Genomic DNA, 23,569 nt, shown 5'->3' with positions numbered 1-23,569 from the left:
CCGCGGACAGTCTGCCGCTGAGTGCACCTGCACTCAGCGGCAGACTCCGTGCGACACGGTGCCGGCCCGGCGGGTCAGCGCGGGTCGAGGTTCTTGAGCTCCGGCGGCAGCTCACCGGGGTGCACGACGCCGAGGCGCTGGGTGGCCCGGGTGAGCGCGACGTAGAGGTCGTTGTGCCCGCGCACACCCTCGTCGAGGATCCCGACGGGATCGCCGACCAGCACCGAGTCGAACTCCAGGCCCTTGCTGCCCTCCGGGGTGAGCACCACCGGGCCGGCGGTCAGGTCGCCGTCCGCGGAGGCCGACGGGAGCCGGTCGCGCACGGCGGCGGTGACGGCCGCCAGCCGGCTGAACGGGACGATGACGGCGAGCGTGCCCTCCGCGGCGTCGTACTCCGCGGCCGCCGCGGCGACGGCGTCGGTGAACTCCTCCTCGGCCACCTGGTGCGACCACGGCAGCTCGCCGGTCGACCGCACCGACTCCGCGGCCGCGGTGGCGGCGCCCCCGGCGGCCAGCACGTCCGCGGCCACGGCCATGATCTCGGCCGGGGTCCGGTAGTTGACGGTCAACTCCTCCAGGCGCCACGAGCTGCCGAGGTGCGGCTCCAGCACCTCCTTCCAGCTGGTCGCGCCGCCAAGCGTGGAGGTCTGGGCGACGTCGCCGACCAGGGTCATCGAGCGGGTGGGGATCCGGCGGAGCAGCACCCGCCAGGCCATCGACGAGAGCTCCTGGGCCTCGTCGACGATGACGTGCCCGTAGGTCCAGGTCCGGTCGGCGGCGGCCCGCTGGGCGGTCGACCGCCTGTCGCGCTCCTCGTGCCGCCCGGCCAGCCCCTCGGCGTCGAGCAGGTCGCCGGCCGACAGCTCCTCGGACTCCTCCTCGGTCTCCCAGTCGGTGGAGCGCGAGCCGTGCAGCAGGTCGAGCGTCTCCTGCGCGTGCCGCAGCCGGCTCTGCCGCTCGCGGCGCTCCCGGTCGCGCTCGGCGGAGTCGTCGACGCCCAGCAGCTCGTCGGCTTCCTCGAGCAGCGGGACGTCGGCAGGGGTCCACGGGGCCGATGCCGGGCGGAGCAGCAGCTCGCGGTCGGCCTCGCTCCAGCCCTTGGTCGCCGACTCGAGGCGCCGGCGGGAGGAGAGCAGCTCGCCGATCAGGCGCTCGGCGGTCAGCCGCGGCCAGAGCCGGTCGGCCAGGGCGAGCACGGCCGGCTCGGTGGCGACCTCGCGGCGCAGCGCGGCGACGTCACCCTCGCCCAGCAGGTTGGCGCCGCCGAGGACGTTCTCGCCCAGCTTGTCGGCGTACTTGCGGGCGACGATGTCGATGACCGCGCGGACGGCGGCCGGCCGGGCCTCGTTGTGCAGCCGGGAGGCGCCCCGGGCCCGGCTGCGCACCTGGGCGGCGTCGGCCTTGGCGAAGCGCACCGGCGTGCCGTCGATGGTGAGCACGACCGGCTTGTCGAGCACCGCCTGGCGGTCGCGCACGGCGGTGGTGACGACGCGGACCATGGCGGTGCGGCCCTTGACCTCGGCCACCTTGGGCGCCTCGGCCGCATGCGCCTGCAGGCCGGGCCGCAGCCCGCCGAGGTCGGTGAGCACCACGCCGGTCTCGCCCAGGGAGGGCAGCACGTCGGCGATGTACCCGAGGAAGGTGGGGGAGGGGCCGACGATCAGCAGTCCGCTGCGGGCCAGCCGCTCGCGGTGGGTGTAGAGCAGGTACGCGGCGCGGTGCAGGGCGACGGCGGTCTTGCCGGTGCCGGGGCCGCCCTGGACGACCAGGACCCCGCGGTGGTCGGCGCGGATGATGCGGTCCTGCTCGGCCTGGATGGTGCGGACGATGTCGTTCATCCGGCCGGTGCGGGTGGCGCCGAGCGCGGCCAGGAGCACCGACTCGCCGGCCAGCCCCGACCGCTGGGCGAGGTCGGGGTCGGTGAGGTCGAGGGTCTCGTCGGTGACGTCGACGACCGTGCGGCCGCGGGTGCGGATGTGCCGGCGGCGCCGGACGCCGAGGTCGTGCAGCGGCGTCGCGGTGTAGAAGGGCTGGGCCGCGGGGGCGCGCCAGTCGACGAGCAGGGGCTCCTCCCGGCCGTCGTCGGCGTTGAGCCCGATCCGGCCGATGTACCGGGGCACGTCGGCGTCGTGCCGGTCCAGCCGGCCGAAGCACAGCCCGCTGTCGGCGGCGTCGAGCGCGACGATCCGCTGGCTGTGCAGCTCGACCGCGGCCTCCCGCTCACCGACGGCCTGCGGGTTGTGCGGCACGGTGGCCAACGCCTCCTCCAGGCGCGCGACGGTGCGGGCGCGCACCTCGTCGAGCCGGCCGTGCAGGGCGCTGACGTAGGTCTGCTCCGCCGCGATCTCGGCGTCGAGGGACCCGGCCGGACGCACTGTCGTCAAAGGCTCTTCGCTCTCTACTGGAACGGTGGTGCAATTCGCTCGTCGCGCCGTTGTCGGCAACTGCCCATTGTGCCCACGGCGGCGGGGCCCCAGCACCGTGCCACGCACCACTAACGTGCTGCTCGTGACGCAGATCCCGGGCATCGACGTCCCCGACGCACGTGGCCGCACCGGCCTGGACCGGGTGGGGCGGGACCTCAGCGGGAACCCGCGGGTGCGGGTCACCGACGTGGAGCTGGTGGTCAGCGCCTGGCACGTGCTGCGCCGGACGACGTTCGAGTACCGCCGGGGGGACGGCACCTGGGTGACCGAGGCGCGGGAGACCTACGATCGCGGCAACGGCGCCACCATCCTGCTGCACGACGTCGCCCGCGGGACGGTGCTCCTCTCCCGGCAGTTCCGCTTCCCGGTCTACGTGAACGGCCACCCCGACGGCATGCTCCTGGAGGCGGCCGCCGGGCTGCTGGACGAGGACGACCCGGAGACCGCCATCCGGCGGGAGGCCGAGGAGGAGCTCGGGGTGACGGTGGGCGAGCTCGAGCACGTCTTCGACGTCTGGATGAGCCCGGGCTCGGTCACCGAGCGGCTGCACTTCTACGCCGCGCCGTACACGGCGGCCGACCGCACCACCGCGGGTGGCGGGGTGGCCGAGGAGGGCGAGGACATCGAGGTGGTGGAGCTGCCCTTCGACGAGACGCTGCGGATGGTGGCCGACGGCCGGATCGCCGACGCCAAGACGATCATGCTCCTGCAGTGGGCAGCGCTGTCGGGCCCGTTCGCCCCGGCTCGCCGTTAGCCGACCGCGCGTCGTCCGGATCGGCCGATCCCTCACCCCTTCGGGGTGTGCACGGGATTAGTTGGCGTTCCATCGCAACTCTGCGGACACCTTCTCGACACACCGGTTCCCTAGCGTCGTCGGCACGACGACGAGGGGAGGACCAGCCATGAGCACGGCGACCAAGGAGCGGACCACCTGGGTCTGCGACAACTGCCACGGGCGCGAGATGAGCGCGCGCAAGCGCTGCCGCGACTGCGGCACGTCCCGCTACTGACGGACCCGGCGGCTCAGCGAGCGGGCGGGGCGCCGCGCAGCCGGACGACGGCGGCGCGGTAGCGGCCGCCGCCGTAGAGCCGCCAGACCATCCGGGTGGTGCGCGGGATGCCGCCGAGCAGGCGGGCGCGGTCGGCGGCGCTGCAGTCCTCCAGCGCGAGGCCCAGCACGAGCAGCTGCTGGCGCCCGGAGAGCCCGCAGCGGGCGGTCCGCACGACGGCCGCCCATGCGGCGTCGGTCAGGTGGGCGTCGAGGAGGGGAAGCAAGGTCGCTTCCTCCTCGGCGGTCTGCGCGGCGACGTCGTCGGCCAGCTGCCGGCAGGAGCGGGCGAACGTCTCCCGGGCCCGGCCACTCCCGGAGCTGGCCCACTGGCGGGCCGCGGTGTCCAGGTCGCGCAGCGCGGCGTCGATGCGCCCGCACGACGACGTCCAGGTGGCGACGGCGGCCGCCACGGCGGGACGGGCCTCCTCGGGCGCGCCGCGGAGCAACGCCGGCCACAGGACGTCCCGCTCGACGGCGTGGTGGTGCAGGAGCACCCGGCAGATCAGCCCGGCGTGGCGGGTGAGCAGCCCGGTGCGGGCGCACTCGCCGTCGGGTGCCCAGGTGACGACGTCGGCCAGCGTGCGCAGCTCCCGGCGCACCAGCTGGTGCAGCACCCGCTGGTAGGCGGCCGCCCGGCCGGAGGTCGAGGGGACGGCGCGGGCGGGGGCGGGGGCGGGGTCGACCGGGCGCCGGGGCAGCGGGACGGCGGGGGGACGGACCGCGGTAGCGGTCATGGCGCGCACCTCGTTCAGCGGGTTCGGGCCGGTGCTCCGGGCCTGCCGGAGCGCGGGATGCGGGGAGGGTAGGGCCGGACGGGCGGCGTCGGCGGCGGTTCCCGAGCGGCGGACGCGCGCTGCGGCGGCGCGCGGCGGTGCGTCGTCCCGGGCTCACCGACCGTCATGCCCGGGGGGCGGGGGTCGGCGTGGACGGGTCCGCCGGGACCGTGCGGATGGAACACACCGGACGCTCGTTCCACTACGGTCGGATCCGTGGGCAGCGTCATCACGCGGAACCGGGTGAACGTCAGCGGCCCGCCCGAGGGGCGGCCGCTGGTCTTCGCCCACGGCTTCGGCTGCGACCAGACGCTGTGGCGCCTGGTCGCCCCCGACTTCGCCGTCGACCACCGGGTCGTGCTGTTCGACCACGTCGGGGCGGGGCAGTCGGACCTGTCGGCCTACGACCCGGAGAAGTACGGCTCCCTCGACGGGTACGCGAGCGACGTCGTGGAGATCTGCCGCGAGCTGGCGCTCACCGACGCCGTGTTCGTCGGGCACTCGGTGAGCGCGATGATCGGGGTGCTCGCCTACCACCGCGCGCCCGAGCTCTTCGGTGCGATGGTGATGGTCGGGCCCAGCCCGCGGTACGTCGACGACGTCGACTATGTCGGCGGGTTCAGCCGCAGCGACGTCGCCGGCCTGCTCGACGCACTGGACAGCAACCACCTGGGCTGGTCGGCGCAGATGGCGCCGGTGATCATGGGCAACCCGGAGCGGCCGGAGCTGGCCGAGGAGCTGACCAACAGCTTCTGCCGGACGGCGCCGCACATCGCCCGCCAGTTCGCCCGGGTCACCTTTCTCTCGGACAACCGCGCCGACCTGCACGGCATCGACGTTCCCACGCTGGTGCTGCAGTGCAGCGCCGACGCGATCGCCCCCGACGCGGTCGGCGAGTTCGTGCACCGGCAGATCCCGGGCAGCGTGCTCGTGCGCATGCGCGCCACCGGGCACGTCCCCCAGTTGTCGGCGCCGGAGGAGACGACGGCCGCCATCCGCGCTTTCCTGGCGCCGTGACCGGCCCCGAGAACCGCGGGGACCGGCTGGACCGCCTGCTCGACGAGGACCCGGCGGACCTCTACGAGAACGCGCCCATGGGGTATCTGTCCGCACTGCCCGACGGGCGGATCGTGAAGGTCAACCGGACGTTCTGCGCGTGGACCGGCCGTGCGCCGGATGACCTGCTCGACCAGCGGTTCCCGGACCTGCTCAGCGTCGGGGGGCGGGTCTTCTACAACACCCACCTGGTACCGCTGCTGCGCATGCAGGGAGCGGTGCGCGAGATCGCCATCGACGTCACCCGGATCGACGGCACGCTGCTGCCGTGCTTGCTCAACGCCGTCGAGGTGCGCGACGAGGACGGCGCCCCGCTGCTGGTGCGGGCCACGCTGTTCGAGGCGACGGCGCGGCGCCGGTACGAGCGGGAGCTGCTGGCGGCGCAGCGGCTGGCGGAGGACTCCGAGGCGCGCTCGCGGGTGGTGCAGAAGGTCGTCTTCGACCTGGCGGCCGCGGTGACCCCCGAGGACGTGGCGACGGTGATCGTGCAGCGTGGCCGGGGGGCCCTGCGGGCCGCCGGCGCCGCGCTGGTGCTGGTGGAGGGCGAGGCGGACGACCCGCGCGAGCTGCCGGCGCTGCGGCCGGTGCGCTCCGAGGGGGTGTCGCTCGAGCTGCTGCGCCGGCTGCGGGAGGCGGCGGGCAGCCGGCTGGCGCTGGAACTGGCCCAGGGGCTGCGGTCGATCGTGCTCGACGCCCGGCTGCGCGCCGACCAGCCGGAGCTGGCGGCGACCATGGCGGCCGACGGGCTGACCGACCTGGTCATCGTCCCGGTGACGGCCGACTCCAAGCGGCTCGGGGTGCTGGTGCTGGCGCGCGGCGCACCGTCGCGGGGCGATCTGATCAGCCTGGAGGAGCCGGGGGAGCACCGGCCGCTCAGCCCGGCCGAGGTCGACCTGCTGTGGACGCTCGGCCGCCAGGCCGGGCAGGCGCTGGAGCGGGTGCGGCTGCACGAGGAGACCCGTCACCAGGGTGAGCGGGCCGCCTTCCTGCTGGAGGCCTCGCGGCTGATGAGCGAGGCCCGGGACGTCACCGACACGGTGCAGCGGCTGGCCGGGCTGGTGGTGTCCCGGCTGGCGGACGTCTGCGTCGTCGACCTGGTCACCGAGCACGGGGTGCACCGGCCGGTCGTGCGGCACCGGGACCCCGCCCGGCAGCCGCTGCTGGACCGGCTGCGTGCCCACCCGCCGGTGCGGTCACCGCTGCACCCGCCGGTGCGGTCACCGCTGCACCCGTCGGTGCGGGCGTTGCGGGAGGGGCGGACGCAGTGGATCCGCGACCTGGCGCAGGCGCGGGCGGTGGGCGACGCGGTGGCCCCCGACGACGTCTTCCGGGAGGTGGTCGGGCAGCTGGAGCTGGTCGGGGTGGTCAGCGTGCCGATGATCGTGGACGGCCGGCGGCTCGGCGTGGTGACGTTCGGGGCCGACCGGCAGCGGCCGCCGTTCACCGCCGCCGACGTCGAGGTCGCCGAGCAGCTGGCGCTGCAGCTGTCGCAGGTGGTGGACAAGGCGCTGCGCTTCGAGTTCGAGGAGCAGACCTCGCACACGCTGCAGGCGAGCCTGCTGCCGCCGTCGCCGCCCGGCATCCCGACGTTGGCCACGGCGGTGCGCTACCTGGCGGCGACGCAGGGGGTCGACGTCGGCGGCGACTTCTACGACGTCCTCCGGCTGCCCGGGGACCAGGTCGGGCTGACGGTAGGGGACGTGGTCGGCCACGACATCACGGCGGCGGCGACGATGGGGCAGCTGCGCAGCGTGACCCGCGCGATGTCGGTCGACAGCCCCTCACCGGCCGTGCTCATCGACCGGCTGCAGCAGAACTGGGAGCTGTTCGAACTGCAGCGGATGGCGACCGCGCTGTTCGCGACGCTGGACCCGGCGTCGGGGGAGCTGCGCATCGCCTCCGCCGGGCACCTGCCACCGCTGCTGTGCGCGGACGGCGGGGCGGAGCTGCTGCCGGTGCGGCCCGCCCGCATGCTCGGTGCGCCGCCGGGGCCCGCCCAGGAGTGGACCGGCGTGCTGCCGAGGGGGGCGGCGCTGCTGCTGTTCACCGACGGGCTGGTGGAGAGCCGTGGGGCTGACATCGACGCCGGGCTGGCCCGGCTGGTGGAGGTGGCGGCGCGGTCGTGGACCGGCGACCCCGAGCAGCTGTGCGACCGGCTCCTCGGCGAGCTGACCGGGGAGCACCGGGCCGACGACATCGCCCTGCTGGCGCTGACCCGCGCCTGAGGCCGTCGACCACCTACCGGATGCCGGTGTTTCGGGTCACCATGGAGGGCGACCCCGGAGGTGGCGGTGATGGACGCATCGGCTCGTGGGAACCCGATCACCGAGGCGATCGACGGCGCGACCGGTGACTGGACGCTGTCGGGGGACGCGATGCGCTGGTCACCCGACCTGGCGGAGCAAAGACCGGCCACCGGTGAGCTCGGGGGCCTGGAGGCGGGATCCGGCGTCGGGTCCGCGCTCGGGCTGGACGTGCAGGGGGTGCGGCGGCTGGTCTCCGGCGCGCTGGTCTCGCTGGGCACGGTGGCCACCGACGTCGTCACCGAGCTCCGCCAGCTGACCCGCGGCCCGGCGGACGGGGACGACGCGGAGGGGTGAAGCGTCAGCCGGAGTAGGTGGGTCCGGGCTCCCTGTGGGGAGCCCGGCGGTCCGGCGTCCGCGGCAGCCCTGTAGAACGGCGGTGAGCACGGCCACCCCCGAGGGAGTCGCATGAGCAACTCGTTGACACTGGCGCCCGCACCGCGGTCCGAGGCAGCCGAGCAGGTGCGGGCCGAGGTGCGCGAGTTCCTCGCCGCCGAACTGGCCGCCGGCACGTTCCGCACGCACGTCGACACCTGGCTGTCCGGCGTCGACCCGGCGTTCTCCAAGAAGCTGGGCGAGCGCGGCTGGCTGGGGATGACCTGGCCGAAGAAGTACGGGGGGCACGAGCGCTCGGCGATGGAGCGCTACGCCGTCACCGAGGAGCTGCTGGCCGCCGGCGCCCCGGTGGCCGCGCACTGGATCGCCGACCGGCAGTCGGGACCCAACCTGCTCACCTACGGCACCGAGAAGCAGCGGCAGGAGATCCTGCCGCGCATCGTGGCGGGGGAGTGCTACTTCGTCATCGGCATGAGCGAGCCGGACTCCGGCTCGGACCTCGCCTCGATCCGCACCAGGGCGACCCGCAACGCCGACGGCGACTGGGTGGTCAACGGCGCGAAGGTGTGGACGTCGAACGCGCACCACTCCCACTACGGCATCGTGCTGGTGCGCACCTCGCCGGCGGACTCGGCCAACCGGCACGCCGGGATGTCCCAGCTGCTGATCGACCTGTCCCTGCCGGGGATCACGATCAACCCGATCCGCATCCTCGACGGCGGCCACCACTTCAACGAGGTGGTGTTCGAGGACGTCGTCGTCCCGGGCGACATGCTGCTCGGCGAGGAGGGCAACGGCTGGCACCAGGTGACCGCGGAGCTGGCGTTCGAGCGGTCGGGCCCGGAGCGGTTCCTGTCGACATATCCACTCGTCGCCGAGTTCGGGCGTCGATGTGTCGACTCGGGCGACCCGGCGCAGCTGGCGGTGCTGGGGCGTCTGTCGGCGCGGCTGCTGGCGCTGCGGCAGATGTCGCTGCGGATCGCGGCGGCGCTGGACCGCGGGGAGCTGCCGAACATCCCGGCCGCCCTGGTCAAGGACGTGGGGACGACGTTCGAGGCGGACGTCATCGAGGAGATCCGGCGGGTGGTCGACCTGACGCCGTCGCTGGCCTCGCCGGACCCGCTGGCGCGGGCGCTGGCCGAGGCGCAGCTGCACCAGCCCGGCTTCACGCTGCGGGGCGGGACCAACGAGATCCTGCGCGGGATCGTCGCTCGTGGATTGGGGCTGCGCTGATGGCATCGGACCAGGACCTGGTGGTCGAGACCGTCCGGGACATCCTCTCCGGCTTCGAGCCGTTCGTGCTCACGGCGGAGCGGTCGTGGGACGCCGGGCTGTGGTCGGCGCTGGCCGACGCCGGGCTGACCGGGGTGGGGCTGCCCGAGGAGGCCGGTGGCTCGGGTGGCGAGCTGGCCGACGCGGTGGCGATCGTGCGGACCCTCGCCTCCGGTGCCGCGGCGGTGCCGGTGGCCGAGCAGCTGCTGGTCGCGGGGCCGGCGCTGCTGGCGGCGGACCTGGAGCTGCCCTCGCCGGAGGAGCCGACGACCTTCGCGATCGCCGACGAGGTGGCCGTGCACCCGGTCGACAACGGCGACGGCCCGGGGCGGTTCACGCTCTCGGGCACCGTTCCCGAGGTGCCGTGGGCGGGTGCGGCGCGGCGCGTCGTCGTCCTGGCGCCGGCCCCGGCAGGGATTCAAGGGGCGGTGCTGGCGCTGGTCGATGCGTCGTCCCTGCCGGTGGGTGACGCGGTCAACCTGGCCGGTGAGCCGCGCGGGTCGCTGGTGCTGGACCAGGCCGGTGCCGCCGGTGCTCTGCTGACCGAGGCGCAGGCGCAGGCGGTGCGGGCCCGGTACGCGCTGGCCCGTTCGGTGCAGCTGGCCGCGGCTCTGGAGCAGGTGCTCGCCTGGACGGTGCAGTACGCGGGGGAGCGGCACCAGTTCGGCCGGCCGCTGGGCAAGTTCCAGGCGATCCAGATGGAGCTCGCCGAGATGGCCGGTGAGGTGACCGCGGTGACGGCGCTGACCGACGCCGCGGTGCAGGCGCTGGACCGGGGCGAGAACGTCGTCCTCGCCGCTGCGGCGGCGAAGGTGCGGGCCGGTGCCGCCGTCGAGGTGGTGGCACGGCTGGCGCACCAGGTGCACGGGGCGATCGGGTTCACCCAGGAGCACAAGCTGCACCACCTGACGCGGCGGCTGTGGTCGTGGCGGGACGAGGCGGGCAGTGAGCTGGTGTGGTCGCGGCTGCTGGCCTCGGGGCTGCTGGCCGGCGGGCCGGACGGGCTCTGGCCGGCGCTGACCCGCGCGGTCTGAGCTGGTCGACCGCCGCCTCGATCAGACGGTCTCGGGTACCCGGAGTTCGGCAACCACGAGGTCGTACGTGGCGACCTCGACGACCTGGGCGCTCATCTGACGGGTGAACTCCTGCCGCAGCTCGGTGGCGCGTTCGAGTGCCTCGTGCATGGCGTCGCGGGAGTCGTAGGTGACGGCCGTGGTGGCGCGCCCGGTCTCCGGCTGGACGAGCAGGCTCACCGAGCAGAAGCCGGGGAGATCCTCCAGCCGCGGGAGCATGCTGACTCCGAATGCGTCGGTCATCCGGTCGAGTCGTTCGGGCTTGCCGCGGGTCCAGGTGACGCGGGCGCAGGCGCCTTCCGGTGCGGAGTGCATGCGGTGGAGGACGGCGATCGACCACTCGTCGACCACCGCCGGGCCGCCGAGGATGTCGCTGGCGCGGGCGCGCATCGCCTTCACCTGGTTGGCGCTGCGGTGCAGGGCGGTGGAGTCTTCCCAGGCGGTGGTGACGATGCAGCGGCCGGAGTGCCGGTCGACGAGCATGGAGAGGCCGATGAAGCCGTCCATGCCCATGACGGCGGGGAGCACGCGGTCGCGGATGTAGACGATGCCCCGGTCGATCTGCACGGGATTGCCGGCGATGGTGGTGGAACGCGCGTACATGCGACGGGTCCTCTCGCGACAGCCGAGCCTCTGGTGGGCGTTGCTGGGCTGCCCACTGTCCTCGCTCGAGCGCCGCTTGGGAACAGATCCGGACGTGCGCGTTCCGCCGGTCAGCGGAGCAGGGGATCGGGCGGGGCAGCCTCCTCGAGCCAGGGCGGGTCGGGCTCGGCTTCGTAGCACCAGCCCGGCGGCCGGGTGGTCCGGGAGACACCACTCGGCGTCCGCACGACCAGGCGTCCGTCGGCCAGCAGCTCGAAGCGCCAGCCGCGGGCGAAGGTCTTGATCCGGTGGTGCCGTCGACACAGGCAGCAGAGGTTCCAGCAGTCGGTCGGGCCGCCGTCGGCGTGCGCGACGCCGTGGTCGATGTCGCAGCGGCCGGCACGCCGTCGACAGCCGGGCATGCGGCAGTGCCGGTCGCGGACGTGCAGGAAGCGGCGTTGCGCCGCGGACGGGCGGTAGGCGGTCGTCGGTGCCGGTGGGCCGAGCCCCGTGCCGGGCTCCCGCCTGTCGCCGGGTGCGGTCCGGCCTGCCGACGTCGTCGCGCCACCCTTCCCCCGGGATCGACGGCGGCGGTGCCCGGCGGCGCGGCTGAGCTGGCTGTGGGTGGCGACGGCGAGGAGGCGGCCGTCGAGCGGGTTGCCGACGGCGACCCGCACGCAGCCGCCGGCGGGTGCGGCGCCGACCCCGAGCATGTCGAGCTCACGCAGGATTTCCCGGCACTGGGCGGCGGTGACGATCTCGCCGGCGACCTCCGCGGCCGGCTGCGTCGCGCCGTCGCCGTCGCCGTCCGGGTCGTGGAGAGAGCGCAGCGGCGCGTGGATCGTCAACTGGGCGGTGACCGGCGGGCGGGAGGTGTCCCAGGGGCGCAGGATCAGGTCCGCGGCGACGGCCGCTCGGATGACGCCGATGGGACGCTGGTCGCCGTCGGCCCGGAGCAGCTGGGCGTACTGGTCGATCGCGTCGGCGCAGGCCGCGGCCACGTGGACCGGCAGATCGGCGACGAGCTGGCTCATCCCGTCGCCGGTGGGGCGGGTGACGACGTCGGCACGCTTGGCCGCTTCCTTGCGGCGCTTGTCCAGGGCGGCCGCGTCGAGCCGGGCCAGCGCTCGGCGCACCCGCCCGCGGAGCTGGGGGACGGTGAGTCGGCCGGCGTGGGGGAGCACGAGGCGTTCGACCTCTGCGATGACGGACGGCTTCGCCGTGGCCAGGAGGTCGACGAGCACGCGCATCTTCCGCTCGCTGATCACGCCGGCGTACAGCGCGTCCCAGGTTCCGGTGAGCACGGTCGTGAGCAGGATCGACTCGACGGCGAGCGATTCGGCCTCTGCCTCGGTGCAGCCGCGGATCATCGCCAGCTCGGTCACGAACGTCTCACTGACCAGGGCGAGGACCTCCGAGCGACGCAGACGGTTGTCGAGCCCAGGGCCGCCGAGCGGGCCGAAGTCGCGGTCGCGCTCGATGGACCGGCGTCGGGCGAGCGCGGTGATCGCCTCCGCGCGTTGGGCGGCGTACCGGGCTGCCCGGGCATCGGAGGCCCAGACGTCGGCGACGAGTTCGAGATCGCTCAGCCCGGGAGCGAGTGTGTCGGGCACCCAGGGGACCGGGACGCCCTCGTCGGGTGCGCGGGGTGGCTCACCGGGGAACACACCTGCACGGTAGAGGCGACCACCGACAGTTTTCGCAGGTCAATCGTATGGATTGGTGAGGACGGTGCGGGCCTGCAGGACGTCGAAGGTGACCGGTGGTCCGTCGGTGGTGGTGGTGCCGGGGACGTCGGCTTCGGCGCTGCCGTCGACCGTGAAGGTGGCGCCCCAGGTGACGGTGAGGTGGGCGGTGTAGGTGCCGGGGCGGTAGCTGTGCTCGATGGTGTGGTCGGGGTACGGGGCGCCGGGATCGGTGGTGGTGATCTGGCCGGTGGAGGGGTCGCCGGTGTGCCAGGTGAACTGCTCGGCGGTGGCCTCGATGACGACAGTGAAGCCGCGGATGTCGACGGTGAAGGTCTGGGTCGTGGGGGAGTCGGTGTAGAAGATGACCGGCAACCCGGTCAGGCCGTCCCCCGGCGGCTGGTGCTGGGTCGTCAGATGCGGGAGCGGCAAGCGCTCGAAGTAGGAGAACACCTCGGCCGGCGAAGGCGGCGGATTCAGCGGCGTGATGTCGATGCACCCCTGACGAACATCACTCCAAGTCCCCACGGGCGTGCCTGGCGCCAGACCCTCGACTACGTCGATGACTGCGGTGCCGTCCGGGCGGACGACTGGACGCTGCTGGACCACCAAGTACTGAATGACCCGGCCCGGCTCCTGTGGGCACTGGCGAAAGTCCATGGAGGAGCAGGCGCCCTCCCGCTCGTCGGCAAGCGCACACAAATGCCGCAGGCGCCAGACGTAGTCGACCGCCTCGTCGGGGGTTCGTGCGGCCAGCTGCGTGACGCCAGCGCCGTCGTACCCAAGCCCGACTGCGCCGCCCCCCAAGTGAGTCTCGGGACAACGGTCATAGCCACAAGCGAACGCGGCGGGTCCTGGCGACATGATCAGCAGTGCTGCGAGTGCGGCGCCCAATGCCAATCGAGCGAGCAGGCGGCTCATCCGAGGTCGAAGCCCGTCACAAGCCACGATTCCATGCCGGTCGACCAAACCAAGGTGATTCCCGAACTCAATCCGTCCGCCGCTTCCAGCCCTGCGTCGACCGGTGCGCCCGATGAATCCAGGCGCTGGACCTTGTCCTGGCGGGCGAGGAAGCTGATGGTGACGTTCTCCCCATCGAAGTGTGGAGTGGCAGCCGCGTCGATAGTGACCGTTCCTCCGACATACCGGTTTCCCGCTGCGGCGGCCTCGTCGTAGTTTTGCGCAATCCTCTGACAGTTTTGGCAATCAGGCCCGAGGTCGCGCAGTGGCTGGCCATCCGGAATGTCCCGCTGGCGGTTGAGCAGCTCCACCCAGTAGTGCAGGAAGGCCTCGGCGCCGGCGGCGTCCTTGGTGCGCGCCTCGGCGGGGACGGGGAAGTCCTCGGGCCCCAGCGGCGGGAGAGCTTCCGTCGTCGGAGCGGCCTCCGTGGTCGGCAGGGTGGCGCTCGCTTCCTGCTTCCCCGCGCACCCGGTGAGCAGCACGGTGCCGGCCACGAGGCAGCCGATCGTCGTCCGGACCAGGCCCCCACGGAGATCACGCACAGCGGGAGACTACGCAGAGTCCGGCTGTATCCGGTTCCGTAACTGTGGACAGCCGCCATGTGCCGCCGGATCGGGTGACCGCCCCCGCGCACGAGACGTGGCTCACCGGCGCACAATCCGGAGCCGACGAGCACCGGAGACTGGGGGACGCATGAGCACGGACAGCGCCGCGACGGGGGAGCAGCCCTTCGACACCAGCGGCATCGAGCTCGGCGCGGACGGCATCCGCCGCTACACCGGGCTCTCCGTCAACCTCGTCCGCGTGCTGCTGGCCCAGGCGACCACGCGCGCGGACACCACCGCCATCGTCGAGCTCGGCGGCGGCGAGCTCACCTACGGCCAGCTGTGGGAGCGGGCCATGCGCGTCGCGGGCGGCCTCCGCGACGCCGGCGTCACCCCCGGCGACCGGGTGGCCGTCCAGCTGCCCAACGGCATCGACTGGGTGCTCGCCTTCTGGGGGGCCCACCTCGCCGGCGCCGTCGTCGTCCCGATGAACACCCGCCTCGCGCCGGCCGAGGCCGACTTCATCCTCGCCGACTGCGGTGCCACCTACGTCGTCCACCCCGGGCAGCCGCTGCCCGACGGCGAGCCGGGGGAGATCCCCGACCCGCAGCACACCGACGTCGCCGCGCTCTTCTACACCAGCGGCACGACGGGCCGCCCCAAGGGCGCGATGACCACCCACGAGAACTTCCTGTCCACCATCGAGTCGGTCATCCGCTGCCGGGAGCTCAGCCGCGACCCCGCGGTGCGGCACGCCACGCTGATCTCGGTGCCGCTGTTCCACGTCACCGGCTGCAGCTCCCAGTTCCTCACCCAGATCGCCCTGGGCGGCACCTCGGTGCTGATGCCCCGCTTCGAGCCGGGCGCCTTCCTCGCCGCCATCCCCCAGCACGGCATCACGCTCATCACCAGCGTCCCGACCATCTACGAGCTGGTGCTGCGCCACCCGGCCCTGGCGACCACGGACGTCTCCACCGTCCGCACCCTCAGCTACGGCGGCGCGCCGATCGCCCCCGAGCTGGTGCACCGCCTGCGCCAGGCCTTCCCGAACGCCCGGCTGGGCAACGGGTTCGGCCTCAGCGAGACCTCCGCGCTGGCCACCTTCCTCCCGCACGAGTACGCCGAGACCCACGCCGACGCCGTCGGCTTCCCCACGCCGGTGAACGAGGTGCGCCTCGACAGGGCCGACCCGGTCACCGGGGTCGGTGAGCTGCTGGTGCGCGGCCCGAACGTCGTCGCCGGGTACTGGGGCGACCCCGTCCGGACGGCGGAGACGTTCGTCGACGGCTGGCTGCACACCGGCGACCTCGCCACGATCACCGACGGCATCGTGCGCATCGTCGACCGCGCCAAGGACATGATCAACCGCGGCGGCGAGAACGTGTACAGCGTCGAGGTCGAGAACGCCCTCGCCGAGCACCCCGACGTCCTCGAGGTCGCCGTCGTCGGCGTCCCGGACCCGGTGATGGGGGAGAAGGTGGGCGCCGTCGTCCTGCCGAAGCCGGGTGTGGACGCCGGGCAGCTGGTGACGTCGCTGAACGACTTCGCCCGCCAGCGGCTCGCCGACTTCAAGTGCCCGCAGTTCGTGCGGCTCATCGACGGCGCACTGCCGCGCAATGCCGGGGGGAAGGTGCTGAAGGGCCCGCTGCGCGAGGCGGAGGGCTGGGTCGCCGTCCCGCGGTAGCGCTACGTTGCCGGGGACCACGTCCCCGGCAACAGGAGCCCCCGTGCGCATCGGCATGCCCATCTCCTACAGCGGCGGGTTCGACGAGACCGCCGCCGTCATCGCCGAGTACGAGGCGGTGGGCCTCGACACCGTGTTCGTCGCAGAGGCCTACTCCTTCGACGCCGTCAGCCAGCTCGGCTACCTGGCGGCGCGGACGACGACGGTGGAGATCGCCTCCGGCATCCTCAACATCTACTCGCGCACGCCGGCGCTGCTGGCGATGACCGCCGCCGGCCTGGACTTCGTCTCCGGTGGCCGCTTCACCCTCGGGATCGGGGCGTCGGGCCCGCAGGTGGTCGAGGGCTTCCACGGCGTCCCCTACACCGCCCCGCTGGCCATGACGCGCGAGGTCGTCGACGTGTGCCGCGCGGTGTGGCGGCGGGAACGGCTCGAGCACCACGGCACGTACGTCGACGTGCCGCTCACCCCCGAGCGCGGCGGCAGCGGGCTCGGCAAGCCGCTGAAGCTGATCAACGAGCCGGTCCGGCCGCGGATCCCGATGGTGCTGGCGGCTATCGGACCGAAGAACGTCGCCCTGGCCGCCGAGCTGTTCGAGGGCTGGCAGCCGGCCTTCTTCCTGCCCGAGGGCAGCGCGACCGCGTTCGGCGACGCGCTCGCGCAGGGGACGGCGCGGCGCGACCCCGCGCTCGGTCCGCTGGGCATCGTCGTCGACACCCAGCTGCTCATCAGCGAGGACGCCGACGAGCAGGCCGCCGCGCTCGCCCGGGTCCGGGCACAGCTCGCGCTGTACGTGGGCGGCATGGGCGCCCGCGGCAAGAACTTCTACAACGACCTCGCCGTCCGCTACGGCTACGCCGACGAGGCGACGACGGTGCAGGACCTCTACCTGGCCGGGCGCAAGGACGAGGCCGCCGCCGCGCTCCCCGAGGCGTTCGTGCGCGGCGTCTCCCTCATCGGGCCCCGCGGCCACGTCGCCGAGCGGGTCGCCGCCTTCCGCGATGCCGGGGTGACGACGTTGAACGCGACGCCGCTGGCCGCCGAGCACGCCGACCGGCTGCGGGCGATCGAGACCCTGAAGGCGCTCGCGTGACGGCGCTGCCCCCGCACGAGGAGGAGTTCGTCGCGCTCACCGCCGAGTTCGTCGACCGGCGGGTGCGCCCGCGGGTAGCCGATTTCGAGGCCGAGGACCGCTACCCGCACGACTTCGTCGAGGAGATGAAGGCGCTCGGCCTCTTCGGCCTGCTGGTGCCCGAGGAGCACGGGGGCAGCGGCGTCAGCACCGCCTGCTTCGCCCGCGTGACCGAGGAGTTGGCCCGTGGCTGGATGAGCCTGGCCGGGGCGATCGGCGGGCACTCGGTGATCTCGCACCTGCTCGCCACCGTCGGCACCGAGCAGCAGCGCGCCGGCTACCTGCCCCGCATGGCCACCGGCGAGGTCCGGGCCACGATGGCGCTCACCGAGCCCGGCGGCGGCAGCGACCTGCAGGCGATGCGCACGCACGCGGTCCGCACCGGCGACGGCTGGGAGATCACCGGCAGCAAGACCTGGATCTCCAACGCCCAGCACTCCCAGCTGATCGGCCTGCTCTGCCGCACCGACCGTGACGCCGTCCCGCCGCACACCGGCATGAGCGTGCTGCTCGTCGAACCCGGTGACGGCCTGCAGATCTCGGCGAAGATCCCCAAGCTCGGCTACCGCGGCATCGAGGCCTGCGAGCTGACCTTCGACGCCATGCGGGTGCCGGGCACCGCCGTCCTCGGTGGCGAACCCGGCCGCGGCTGGGTGCAGATGATGCGCGGTCTGGAGGTCGGCCGCGTGCAGGTCGCCGCCCGGGCGGTCGGTGTCGCGCAGGCCGCGCTGGCCGCCGCCACCCGGTACGCGCAGGAGCGCGAGTCCTTCGGCGTCCCCATCTGGAAGCACCAGTCGGTCGGCAACCTGCTGGCCGACATGGCCACCAAGGTGCAGGCCGCCCGGCTGCTCACCGCCGACGCCGCCGAGAAGCTCGACGGCGGTGCGCGCGCGGACATGGAGGCCGGCATGGCCAAGCTGTTCGCCTCCGAGACGGCGATGCAGGTGGCGCTGGACGCCATGCGCGTGCACGGTGGCTACGGCTACTCCAAGGAGTTCGACGTCGAGCGCTACTTCCGCGATGCGCCGCTGATGATCCTCGGCGAGGGCACCAACGAGATCCAGCGCACCGTCATCGCCGCGCAGTGGATCGCCCGGCACCAGATCTAGGTCGCGTCTCCCACGTGGGTGGCGCCCGTTGCCGAGTCCTGCACGGATGCGCGTGCGTGCGGAGCTGGGTGACACGCCGACGCGGAGCCGTCGCCTCAGCGGCCGTTCCTGCCCGGACCCGCAGAATCAATCGAAACGAAGCGGTGCTGCGTCACTGGCCGTCAGAACCCCACCGGGCCACCGCTCCCTGAGAGGACCCTGGTGCGCATCAGGAAGCTCGCCCTGCTCACCGCTGCAGCGACCCTCCCGCTCGGCCTGACCGCGTGCGGGGGAGCGAGCCTGGCGGACTTCTGCGAGGAGTGGACGACCCTCAACCAGCTCGGTGAGGCCGAGCCGGCCCAGGCCCAGGATGCCTTCGAGGAGCTGGCCGAGAGCGTGCCCGACGAGGCGGGGGCGGAGGTCGAGGACGCCGCCCGGTTCCTCGCCGCCACCTACCCGCCCGAAGGCGATCTCCGGCGGGCCGTCGAGAACGGAAGCGTGACCCAGGAGGAGGCGGATCGGTTCCAGTCGGCCATCGAGACCGTCGCCGCCTACGCCGACCAGAACTGCGCGAGCTGAGCGCACGGCACGTCCCTGCCGCGTCACGACCCGGCCAGCCCCGGTCGCCGATCCGGATCCAGAGTGACCCCGATCTGCCACTCCGGACATCAACGGCTGCGACGACTTCCCAGCTCGATCGGAGTGCCCACCGGCTCCAGATCCCCGCGCCGGGCGCCATCGTGCTCGAGAGACATCCGCTAGGCGCCCCACGCCTCGACCAGCGGCAGCACGCTGCCCGAGGCCGCCACGTGCAGGCTCCAGGTACCGGCCACGCCGTCGTCGTCCAGCACCGACCGGAGCCCCTCGGCCCAGGCGTCGTCCTCCGCGGTGACCGCCGGGTCGCCCGCCCGGCACAGCGCCAGCGCCAGGTGGCCGCGACCGCCCAGCTGGTCGTCGACGACCGAGCCGTGCACCTCCCGCAACCCCACCAGCAGCCCGGGGTCGGGGAGCGGCGGCAGGTCGTCGACGGGCACGACCACCGGCAGCTGGCGGCCGTCGGTGCCGAACCAGGTCAGCCAGAGGCGGCGCCCGGCGAACTGCACCGGGTCCAGCACGGCCCGCCAGCGATCGGTGAGGTCGGCGGCCGAGTGGATCCGGGCGTCGGCGAGCGGGGACGTCGTCATGCCCGTCACCGTGGCAGGTCGCGGAGACCCCGGACCCGGTTGTCCACAGGTCAGCGGTGGCCGAGCCCCCCGGGGCCGTGGTCGGCCGGCACCCGATCGCCCGCCGGCGGTGGGCCGGGCGGGGTGCCGTCGCCCCACGGGCGGTCGCTGAGCTGGTCGCGGTTGTGCTGCATCAGCCAGCCGGAGGTGTCGGGGCCCTGCGGGATGATCTGCGTCGGGTTGATGTCGGCGTGGACGACGTAGTAATGCTCCTTGATCTGCGGGAAGTCGATCGTGTCGCCGAACCCCGGCAGCTGGAACAGGTCGCGCGCGTACGCCCACAGCACCGGCATCTCCGACAGCTTCTGCCGGTTGCACTTGAAGTGGCCGTGGTAGACGGTGTCGAACCGCGCCAGGGTGGTGAACAGCCGGACGTCGGCCTCGGTCACCTGCCCGCCCATCAGGAAGCGCCGGTGCTCCAGCCGGTCGCTGAGCCAGTCCAGCGCGGTGAACAACCGGTCGTAGGCGTTGTCGTAGGCGCGCTGCGACCCGGAGAACCCGCACCGGTACACGCCGTTGTTGACCTCGGTGTAGACCCGCTCCATGACCTCGTCCATCTCGTCCCGCAGGTGCTCGGGGTAGAGGTCGGGGGCGCCGTCCCGGTGGTGGGCGGTCCACTCGGTGGAGAAGTCGAGGGTGATCTGCGGGAAGTTGTTGGTGACGACGGCCTTGCTGGGCACGTCGACGATCGCCGGCACCGTGATGCCCTTGGGGTACTCCGGGTCGCGGGCGAAGTAGGCCTGCTGGAGCCGCTCGTAGCCCAGCACCGGGTCCACGCCGCCGGGGTCGAGGTCGAAGGTCCAGCTGCGCTCGTCGTGCGTCGGCCCGCACAGCCCCATGGAGATGGCCGACTCCAGTCCCAGGAGCCGCCGCACGATGATCGCCCGGTTCGCCCACGGGCAGGCGCGCGCCGCGACCAGCCGGTAGCGACCGGCCTCGACCGGCCAGTCGTCCCGGCCGTCGGCGGTGATCCGGTCGGAGATGTACTTCTCGTCCCGCGTGTACTCCGGCTCGACGTATCCGGATCCTCTGGTGTCTGCACTCACTGCTCAAGCGTTCCCGATGCCGGCGGGACTCACACCCGTGGGGTCATTGCATTCGGATGACGAGCAGGTCTACCTTGCACCTGTCAGAAAGCACTTACACATGGTGGAGCGACATGACAGAGGACCGGCCGAGCGGCGACCACCTGGTCGAGATGCTGGCGGCCCTCGCCCATCCCGTCCGGCTGCGCATCCTCGCCACCCTCACCGGCGGGCGTGACTACGTGAGCCACCTGGCGCGCGAGATCGGCATCAGCCGACCGCTGCTGCACATGCACCTGCAGCGCCTCGAGGCCGCCGGCCTCGTCGTCGGAACGCTCGAGCTCTCCGACGACGGCAGGGCCATGAAGTACTTCGAGATCGCCGACATCGACCTGCACCTCACCGCGGAGTCACTCGCGCAGGCCGCCGCAACCCTCACGCGTCCGGACCCGGCTCCGGGCCCGGCAGACAAGGAGAAGCCCCGATGAATGCCGTCGACAGCGGCACCACCTGGCCGGAAGCGGTCCTGATCCTCGGGATCGTGTTCGCCGTCCTCCTCCTGATCGGGGGCGCAGCGGCCACCGTCCTGGAGGCGCGCAAGCTCCGGATCACCGCGCAGCAGGAGGCCGACCTGCGCCAGCTGGTCAGCCGCTACGAGCAGCTGGCCGAGAAGACCCTCGACGCCCAGCAGCGCACGGCCGCCGACGTCTCCGAGCTGCGCTCCCGGACGGCGTCCATCGAGCAGATCCTGCGGACGGTCGACTGATGAGGGCCGTCGTGCAGGAGACGTACGGGTCGCCGGACGTCCTGCGGCCGGGAACCGTCGACGAGCCGGTCATCGGCGACGACGACGTGCTCCTCCGCGTGACCGCGGCGGGAGTCGACCAGGGGGTCTGGCACCTCGTCGCGGGGCGCCCGCGAGTGGTCCGGCTCGGCACCGGCGTCCGGAAGCCGAGGAACCCCGTGCCCGGCATGGACGTCGCCGGCGTGGTGGCCGAGGTCGGCGCGAACGTGACCCGCTTCCACCCCGGGGACGAGGTCTTCGGCAGCGGCACGAGCACCTATGCCGAGTACGCGAAGGTTCCGGAGAAGAACCTGATCCCCAAGCCGGCGAACGTGACGTTCACCGAGGCTGCAGCCGTCCCGATCTCCGCGCTCACCGCCCTCCAGGGTCTGCGGAAGGGCAAGGTCGAGGCGGGGCAGCGAGTCCTGGTCATCGGCGCCGCCGGGGGAGTGGGGAGCTACGCGGTGCAGCTGGCCGTCGCGGCCGGCGCGGACGTCACCGGCATCTGTCGCACGGAGAAGATGGACTTCGTCCGGTCCCTCGGTGCCGACGACGTCCTGGACTACACCCGCGAGGCCATCGCCGACGGCGGACGGCGCTACGACCTGATCCTCGACACCGGCGGCAACCGCGCGCTGCGCGAGTTGAGGCGCGCGCTCACCCCGACCGGCACGCTCGTCATCGTCGGCTCGGAGGTCGGCGGCCCGATGGCCGGCCTCGACCGGCCGATCCGGGCGATGCTGGTGAACCCCTTCATCCGGCAGCGTCTGCTGAGCTACCTGTCCATGCCGAACCAGGAGGACCTGCAGACGCTCGCCGACCACCTCGCCGCCGGGACGCTGCGCGCACCGGTCGACCGGACCTTCCCGCTGGCTGACGCAGGCGCGGCGATCCGGTACATGCGGGACGGCAGAGCCAAGGGCAAGGTCGTGCTCACCGTCTGAACCGGGAGCCGTTCCCCCGCGCCCGGCTGCGGGCCACGATCAGAGCTTGCTGGTCGTCGCCTCGTCCTCGGCCCCGCCGAAGTAGTGGTCCAGCACCTCCCGGAACACCGGCTGGTCGGGGGCGGCGTGCGCGAAGAGCGTCATCGACGACCGCAGCTTCTGGGCATCCACCGGGCCGAGGACCGCGTCGGGGTCCGCGGTGTCCAGTGCGGTGAGCACCCGGGCGCACTCGACCAGCCGGCGCCCCAGCACGGGGTGCGCCAGGTACGCCCGGGCCTCGTCGAGGCCGGAGAGCGCGAAGCGCTGCGCCATGCCGCTGCGGCCCAGCCCCGAGATCTGCGGGAAGACGAACCACATCCAGTGGGTGCGCTTCGCGCCGGCGCGGAGCTCGGCCAGCGCCTGGTCGTAGGTCTGGGCCTGGGCGTCGAGGAACCGGCGGAGGTCGAAGGGGTCGCTCACCGGTCCAGCCTGCCGCACCCGATGAGTTCCCGGCGCCCGGGGCGTCTGCACCGCATGGAGACGACGACCGTGGACCTGGGACCGACCACCGCGGAGCTGGCGCGGGTGGTCGCAGGCGTCCGGGACGACCAGCTGCAGGATCCGACGCCGTGCGCGGGCATGCCGGTGGCCGGCCTGCTCGACCACCTGCTCGGCCTCGCCCTGGCGTTCCGGCTGGCCGCGGAGGGGACGCCGCCCGAGGGTGGCCCGAAGGCGGACGCCGCCGACCTGGCGCCCGACTGGCGCACGCTGCTGCCGGCGCGGCTCGAGGCGCTCGCCGCCGCGTGGCGGCGGCCCGGCGCATGCGACGGCGAGGCCGAGGTGGCCGGGGTGCGGATGCCCGCGGCCGCCATGGCGCTGGTCGCCCTCGACGAGGTGCTCGTGCACGGCTGGGACCTCGCCGTCGCCACCGGGCAGCCCTACCGCCCGGACCCGGCGGCCGTCGAGGCGTGCCTGGAGTTCGTCGGCGACCGCAGCGATCCCACCGACGAGCCCGACGGCCTCTTCGGGCCGGTGGTGCCGGTGCCCGACGACGCGCCCGCCCTGGACCGGCTGCTCGGCCGGACCGGCCGGGATCCGCGGTGGACGGCGCCCGGCGCGGCCTGACCTGGCTTCATGTCGAAGCCGTGTCATCTCCCGTGCGGGGCGCGTGGGCGCGGCGTCACCGGGCACCGGAGCGGCAGGCTCGACGAACCAGAGGGGGACCCATGCGCAGGACTTCGAGGATGCTCGCCGGTGCGGTGCTCGCCGCCGGACTGGGGTTGACCGGCTGCGGCGGGGACGACCAGGCGGACCCGGGGACGGGCGTCCCGGACGTGTTCCAGGAAGAGGAGGTCGGCAGCCCCGACCCGGTCGACGGTGGCGAGGAGGACGCCGACGGGATCGACCGCGGGACCGGTGGCATCGACGAGGACGACAACACCGGGACCGACGACGGCACCGGCGAGGAGGATCCCGGCAGCGTCGACGGGGAGGACGGCACCCCCAGCACCGAGGAGGGCGAGGCCAACAGCTGACGCTCCGGTCGACTGGGAGCTCGCTCACGTCGTGACCGTCCCGTCACAGTCCCCGGCCTGCCGATAAGAACTGGTGGGTAGCGGTCTTCTCACGACCCCCGCTGCCCGGGGGG

General features: G+C 73.4%; 24 protein-coding genes. 15 read left to right on the top strand and 9 right to left on the bottom strand.

Going from position 1 to position 23,569, the window contains the following annotated elements:
- Nucleotides 1-74 precede the first annotated feature (74 nt).
- Nucleotides 75-2,375 (bottom strand): HelD family protein, encoded by a 2,301-nt coding sequence (locus ACI799_RS02740; protein ID WP_456612444.1) that lies wholly within the window; start codon nucleotides 2,373-2,375, stop codon nucleotides 75-77.
- A 133-nt stretch (nucleotides 2,376-2,508) separates the two neighbouring features.
- Here ACI799_RS02740 and ACI799_RS02735 point away from each other — a divergent pair, with 133 nt between their 5' ends.
- Entirely contained in the window at nucleotides 2,509-3,180 is a 672-nt protein-coding gene (locus ACI799_RS02735) for an NUDIX domain-containing protein (RefSeq protein WP_456612393.1), read from the top strand.
- Between the two features lie 269 nt (nucleotides 3,181-3,449).
- Here the strand turns inward: ACI799_RS02735 and ACI799_RS02730 are convergent, their stop codons facing one another.
- A complete protein-coding gene (locus ACI799_RS02730; RefSeq protein WP_456612392.1) occupies nucleotides 3,450-4,211 on the bottom strand; it encodes a hemerythrin domain-containing protein in 762 nt (253 codons plus the stop codon).
- Between the two features lie 255 nt (nucleotides 4,212-4,466).
- Here ACI799_RS02730 and ACI799_RS02725 point away from each other — a divergent pair, with 255 nt between their 5' ends.
- The 5 genes from ACI799_RS02725 (at nucleotide 4,467) to ACI799_RS02705 (ending at nucleotide 10,251) form a co-directional block, all read left to right on the top strand.
- Nucleotides 4,467-5,267, top strand: coding sequence for an alpha/beta fold hydrolase (locus ACI799_RS02725; RefSeq protein WP_456588446.1), 801 nt, complete (start codon nucleotides 4,467-4,469; stop codon nucleotides 5,265-5,267).
- Nucleotides 5,264-7,531 carry a SpoIIE family protein phosphatase gene (locus ACI799_RS02720; protein ID WP_456612391.1) on the top strand — a complete coding sequence of 756 codons (2,268 nt, stop codon included), beginning with the start codon at nucleotides 5,264-5,266 and terminating at the stop codon, nucleotides 7,529-7,531. The genes ACI799_RS02725 and ACI799_RS02720 overlap by 4 nt, the downstream gene beginning before the upstream one ends.
- A 69-nt stretch (nucleotides 7,532-7,600) precedes the next feature.
- Nucleotides 7,601-7,906, top strand: a complete 306-nt coding sequence (locus ACI799_RS02715) for a hypothetical protein (RefSeq protein WP_456612390.1) — start codon at nucleotides 7,601-7,603, stop codon at nucleotides 7,904-7,906.
- Between the two features lie 111 nt (nucleotides 7,907-8,017).
- The gene (locus ACI799_RS02710; protein ID WP_456588449.1) at nucleotides 8,018-9,178 is read left to right on the top strand and encodes an acyl-CoA dehydrogenase family protein; all 1,161 of its coding nucleotides are present in this window, start codon (nucleotides 8,018-8,020) and stop codon (nucleotides 9,176-9,178) included.
- On the top strand, nucleotides 9,178-10,251 hold the full coding sequence (locus ACI799_RS02705; RefSeq protein WP_456612389.1) for an acyl-CoA dehydrogenase family protein: 1,074 nt from the start codon (nucleotides 9,178-9,180) through the stop codon (nucleotides 10,249-10,251). The genes ACI799_RS02710 and ACI799_RS02705 overlap by 1 nt, the downstream gene beginning before the upstream one ends.
- A 21-nt stretch (nucleotides 10,252-10,272) precedes the next feature.
- Here ACI799_RS02705 and ACI799_RS02700 read toward each other — a convergent pair whose 3' ends face one another.
- The 4 genes from ACI799_RS02700 to ACI799_RS02685 all read right to left on the bottom strand — a co-directional run bounded on the left by ACI799_RS02700 (nucleotide 10,273) and on the right by ACI799_RS02685 (nucleotide 14,011).
- Complete coding sequence (locus tag ACI799_RS02700; RefSeq protein ID WP_456612388.1) at nucleotides 10,273-10,893, bottom strand: hypothetical protein; 621 nt, start codon at nucleotides 10,891-10,893, stop codon at nucleotides 10,273-10,275.
- Between the two features lie 110 nt (nucleotides 10,894-11,003).
- Nucleotides 11,004-12,539 (bottom strand): HNH endonuclease, encoded by a 1,536-nt coding sequence (locus ACI799_RS02695; RefSeq protein WP_456612387.1) that lies wholly within the window; start codon nucleotides 12,537-12,539, stop codon nucleotides 11,004-11,006.
- Between the two features lie 39 nt (nucleotides 12,540-12,578).
- The gene (locus ACI799_RS02690) at nucleotides 12,579-13,478 is read right to left on the bottom strand and encodes a hypothetical protein (protein ID WP_456612386.1); all 900 of its coding nucleotides are present in this window, start codon (nucleotides 13,476-13,478) and stop codon (nucleotides 12,579-12,581) included.
- Nucleotides 13,475-14,011, bottom strand: coding sequence for a DUF6318 family protein (locus ACI799_RS02685; RefSeq protein WP_456612385.1), 537 nt, complete (start codon nucleotides 14,009-14,011; stop codon nucleotides 13,475-13,477). The genes ACI799_RS02690 and ACI799_RS02685 overlap by 4 nt, the downstream gene beginning before the upstream one ends.
- A gap of 199 nt (nucleotides 14,012-14,210) precedes the next feature.
- On the opposite strand from ACI799_RS02685, the gene ACI799_RS02680 reads away from it, so the two are divergent.
- The 4 genes from ACI799_RS02680 to ACI799_RS02665 all read left to right on the top strand — a co-directional run bounded on the left by ACI799_RS02680 (nucleotide 14,211) and on the right by ACI799_RS02665 (nucleotide 18,545).
- Complete coding sequence (locus ACI799_RS02680; protein WP_456612384.1) at nucleotides 14,211-15,746, top strand: class I adenylate-forming enzyme family protein; 1,536 nt, start codon at nucleotides 14,211-14,213, stop codon at nucleotides 15,744-15,746.
- Between the two features lie 43 nt (nucleotides 15,747-15,789).
- Nucleotides 15,790-16,839 (top strand): LLM class F420-dependent oxidoreductase, encoded by a 1,050-nt coding sequence (locus ACI799_RS02675; protein WP_456612383.1) that lies wholly within the window; start codon nucleotides 15,790-15,792, stop codon nucleotides 16,837-16,839.
- A complete protein-coding gene (locus tag ACI799_RS02670) occupies nucleotides 16,836-17,987 on the top strand; it encodes an acyl-CoA dehydrogenase family protein (protein ID WP_456612382.1) in 1,152 nt (383 codons plus the stop codon). Before ACI799_RS02675 ends, ACI799_RS02670 begins: the two co-directional genes overlap by 4 nt.
- Nucleotides 17,988-18,188: 201 nt before the next feature.
- The gene (locus tag ACI799_RS02665) at nucleotides 18,189-18,545 is read left to right on the top strand and encodes a hypothetical protein (RefSeq protein ID WP_456612381.1); all 357 of its coding nucleotides are present in this window, start codon (nucleotides 18,189-18,191) and stop codon (nucleotides 18,543-18,545) included.
- Nucleotides 18,546-18,724: 179 nt separating this feature from the next.
- Here the strand turns inward: ACI799_RS02665 and ACI799_RS02660 are convergent, their stop codons facing one another.
- Nucleotides 18,725-19,150 (bottom strand): hypothetical protein, encoded by a 426-nt coding sequence (locus ACI799_RS02660; RefSeq protein WP_456598697.1) that lies wholly within the window; start codon nucleotides 19,148-19,150, stop codon nucleotides 18,725-18,727.
- Nucleotides 19,151-19,200: 50 nt separating this feature from the next.
- On the bottom strand, nucleotides 19,201-20,235 hold the full coding sequence (locus ACI799_RS02655; protein WP_456598696.1) for a glutathione S-transferase family protein: 1,035 nt from the start codon (nucleotides 20,233-20,235) through the stop codon (nucleotides 19,201-19,203).
- Nucleotides 20,236-20,348: 113 nt separating this feature from the next.
- On the opposite strand from ACI799_RS02655, the gene ACI799_RS02650 reads away from it, so the two are divergent.
- From ACI799_RS02650 to ACI799_RS02640, 3 genes are read left to right on the top strand one after another with little or no spacing between them, the layout of a single operon-like run.
- Nucleotides 20,349-20,702 carry an ArsR/SmtB family transcription factor gene (locus tag ACI799_RS02650; RefSeq protein WP_456588461.1) on the top strand — a complete coding sequence of 118 codons (354 nt, stop codon included), beginning with the start codon at nucleotides 20,349-20,351 and terminating at the stop codon, nucleotides 20,700-20,702.
- A complete protein-coding gene (locus ACI799_RS02645) occupies nucleotides 20,699-20,980 on the top strand; it encodes a hypothetical protein (protein ID WP_456588462.1) in 282 nt (93 codons plus the stop codon). The genes ACI799_RS02650 and ACI799_RS02645 overlap by 4 nt, the downstream gene beginning before the upstream one ends.
- The gene (locus tag ACI799_RS02640; RefSeq protein WP_456598694.1) at nucleotides 20,980-21,942 is read left to right on the top strand and encodes an NAD(P)-dependent alcohol dehydrogenase; all 963 of its coding nucleotides are present in this window, start codon (nucleotides 20,980-20,982) and stop codon (nucleotides 21,940-21,942) included. The genes ACI799_RS02645 and ACI799_RS02640 overlap by 1 nt, the downstream gene beginning before the upstream one ends.
- Nucleotides 21,943-21,981: 39 nt before the next feature.
- Here ACI799_RS02640 and ACI799_RS02635 read toward each other — a convergent pair whose 3' ends face one another.
- Nucleotides 21,982-22,401, bottom strand: a complete 420-nt coding sequence (locus ACI799_RS02635; RefSeq protein WP_456612380.1) for a DUF1810 domain-containing protein — start codon at nucleotides 22,399-22,401, stop codon at nucleotides 21,982-21,984.
- Nucleotides 22,402-22,422: 21 nt separating this feature from the next.
- Between ACI799_RS02635 and ACI799_RS02630 the strand changes: the two genes are divergently transcribed.
- Nucleotides 22,423-23,046, top strand: a complete 624-nt coding sequence (locus ACI799_RS02630; protein ID WP_456612379.1) for a TIGR03086 family metal-binding protein — start codon at nucleotides 22,423-22,425, stop codon at nucleotides 23,044-23,046.
- A gap of 101 nt (nucleotides 23,047-23,147) precedes the next feature.
- On the top strand, nucleotides 23,148-23,456 hold the full coding sequence (locus tag ACI799_RS02625) for a hypothetical protein (RefSeq protein ID WP_456598691.1): 309 nt from the start codon (nucleotides 23,148-23,150) through the stop codon (nucleotides 23,454-23,456).
- The last annotated feature ends 113 nt before the right edge of the window (nucleotides 23,457-23,569 follow it).

Source organism: Blastococcus sp. SYSU DS0753, assembly GCF_054051175.1.
The sequence above is the reverse complement of the archived record's forward strand: the minus strand, read 5'-3'. Positions and strand labels throughout refer to the sequence as shown.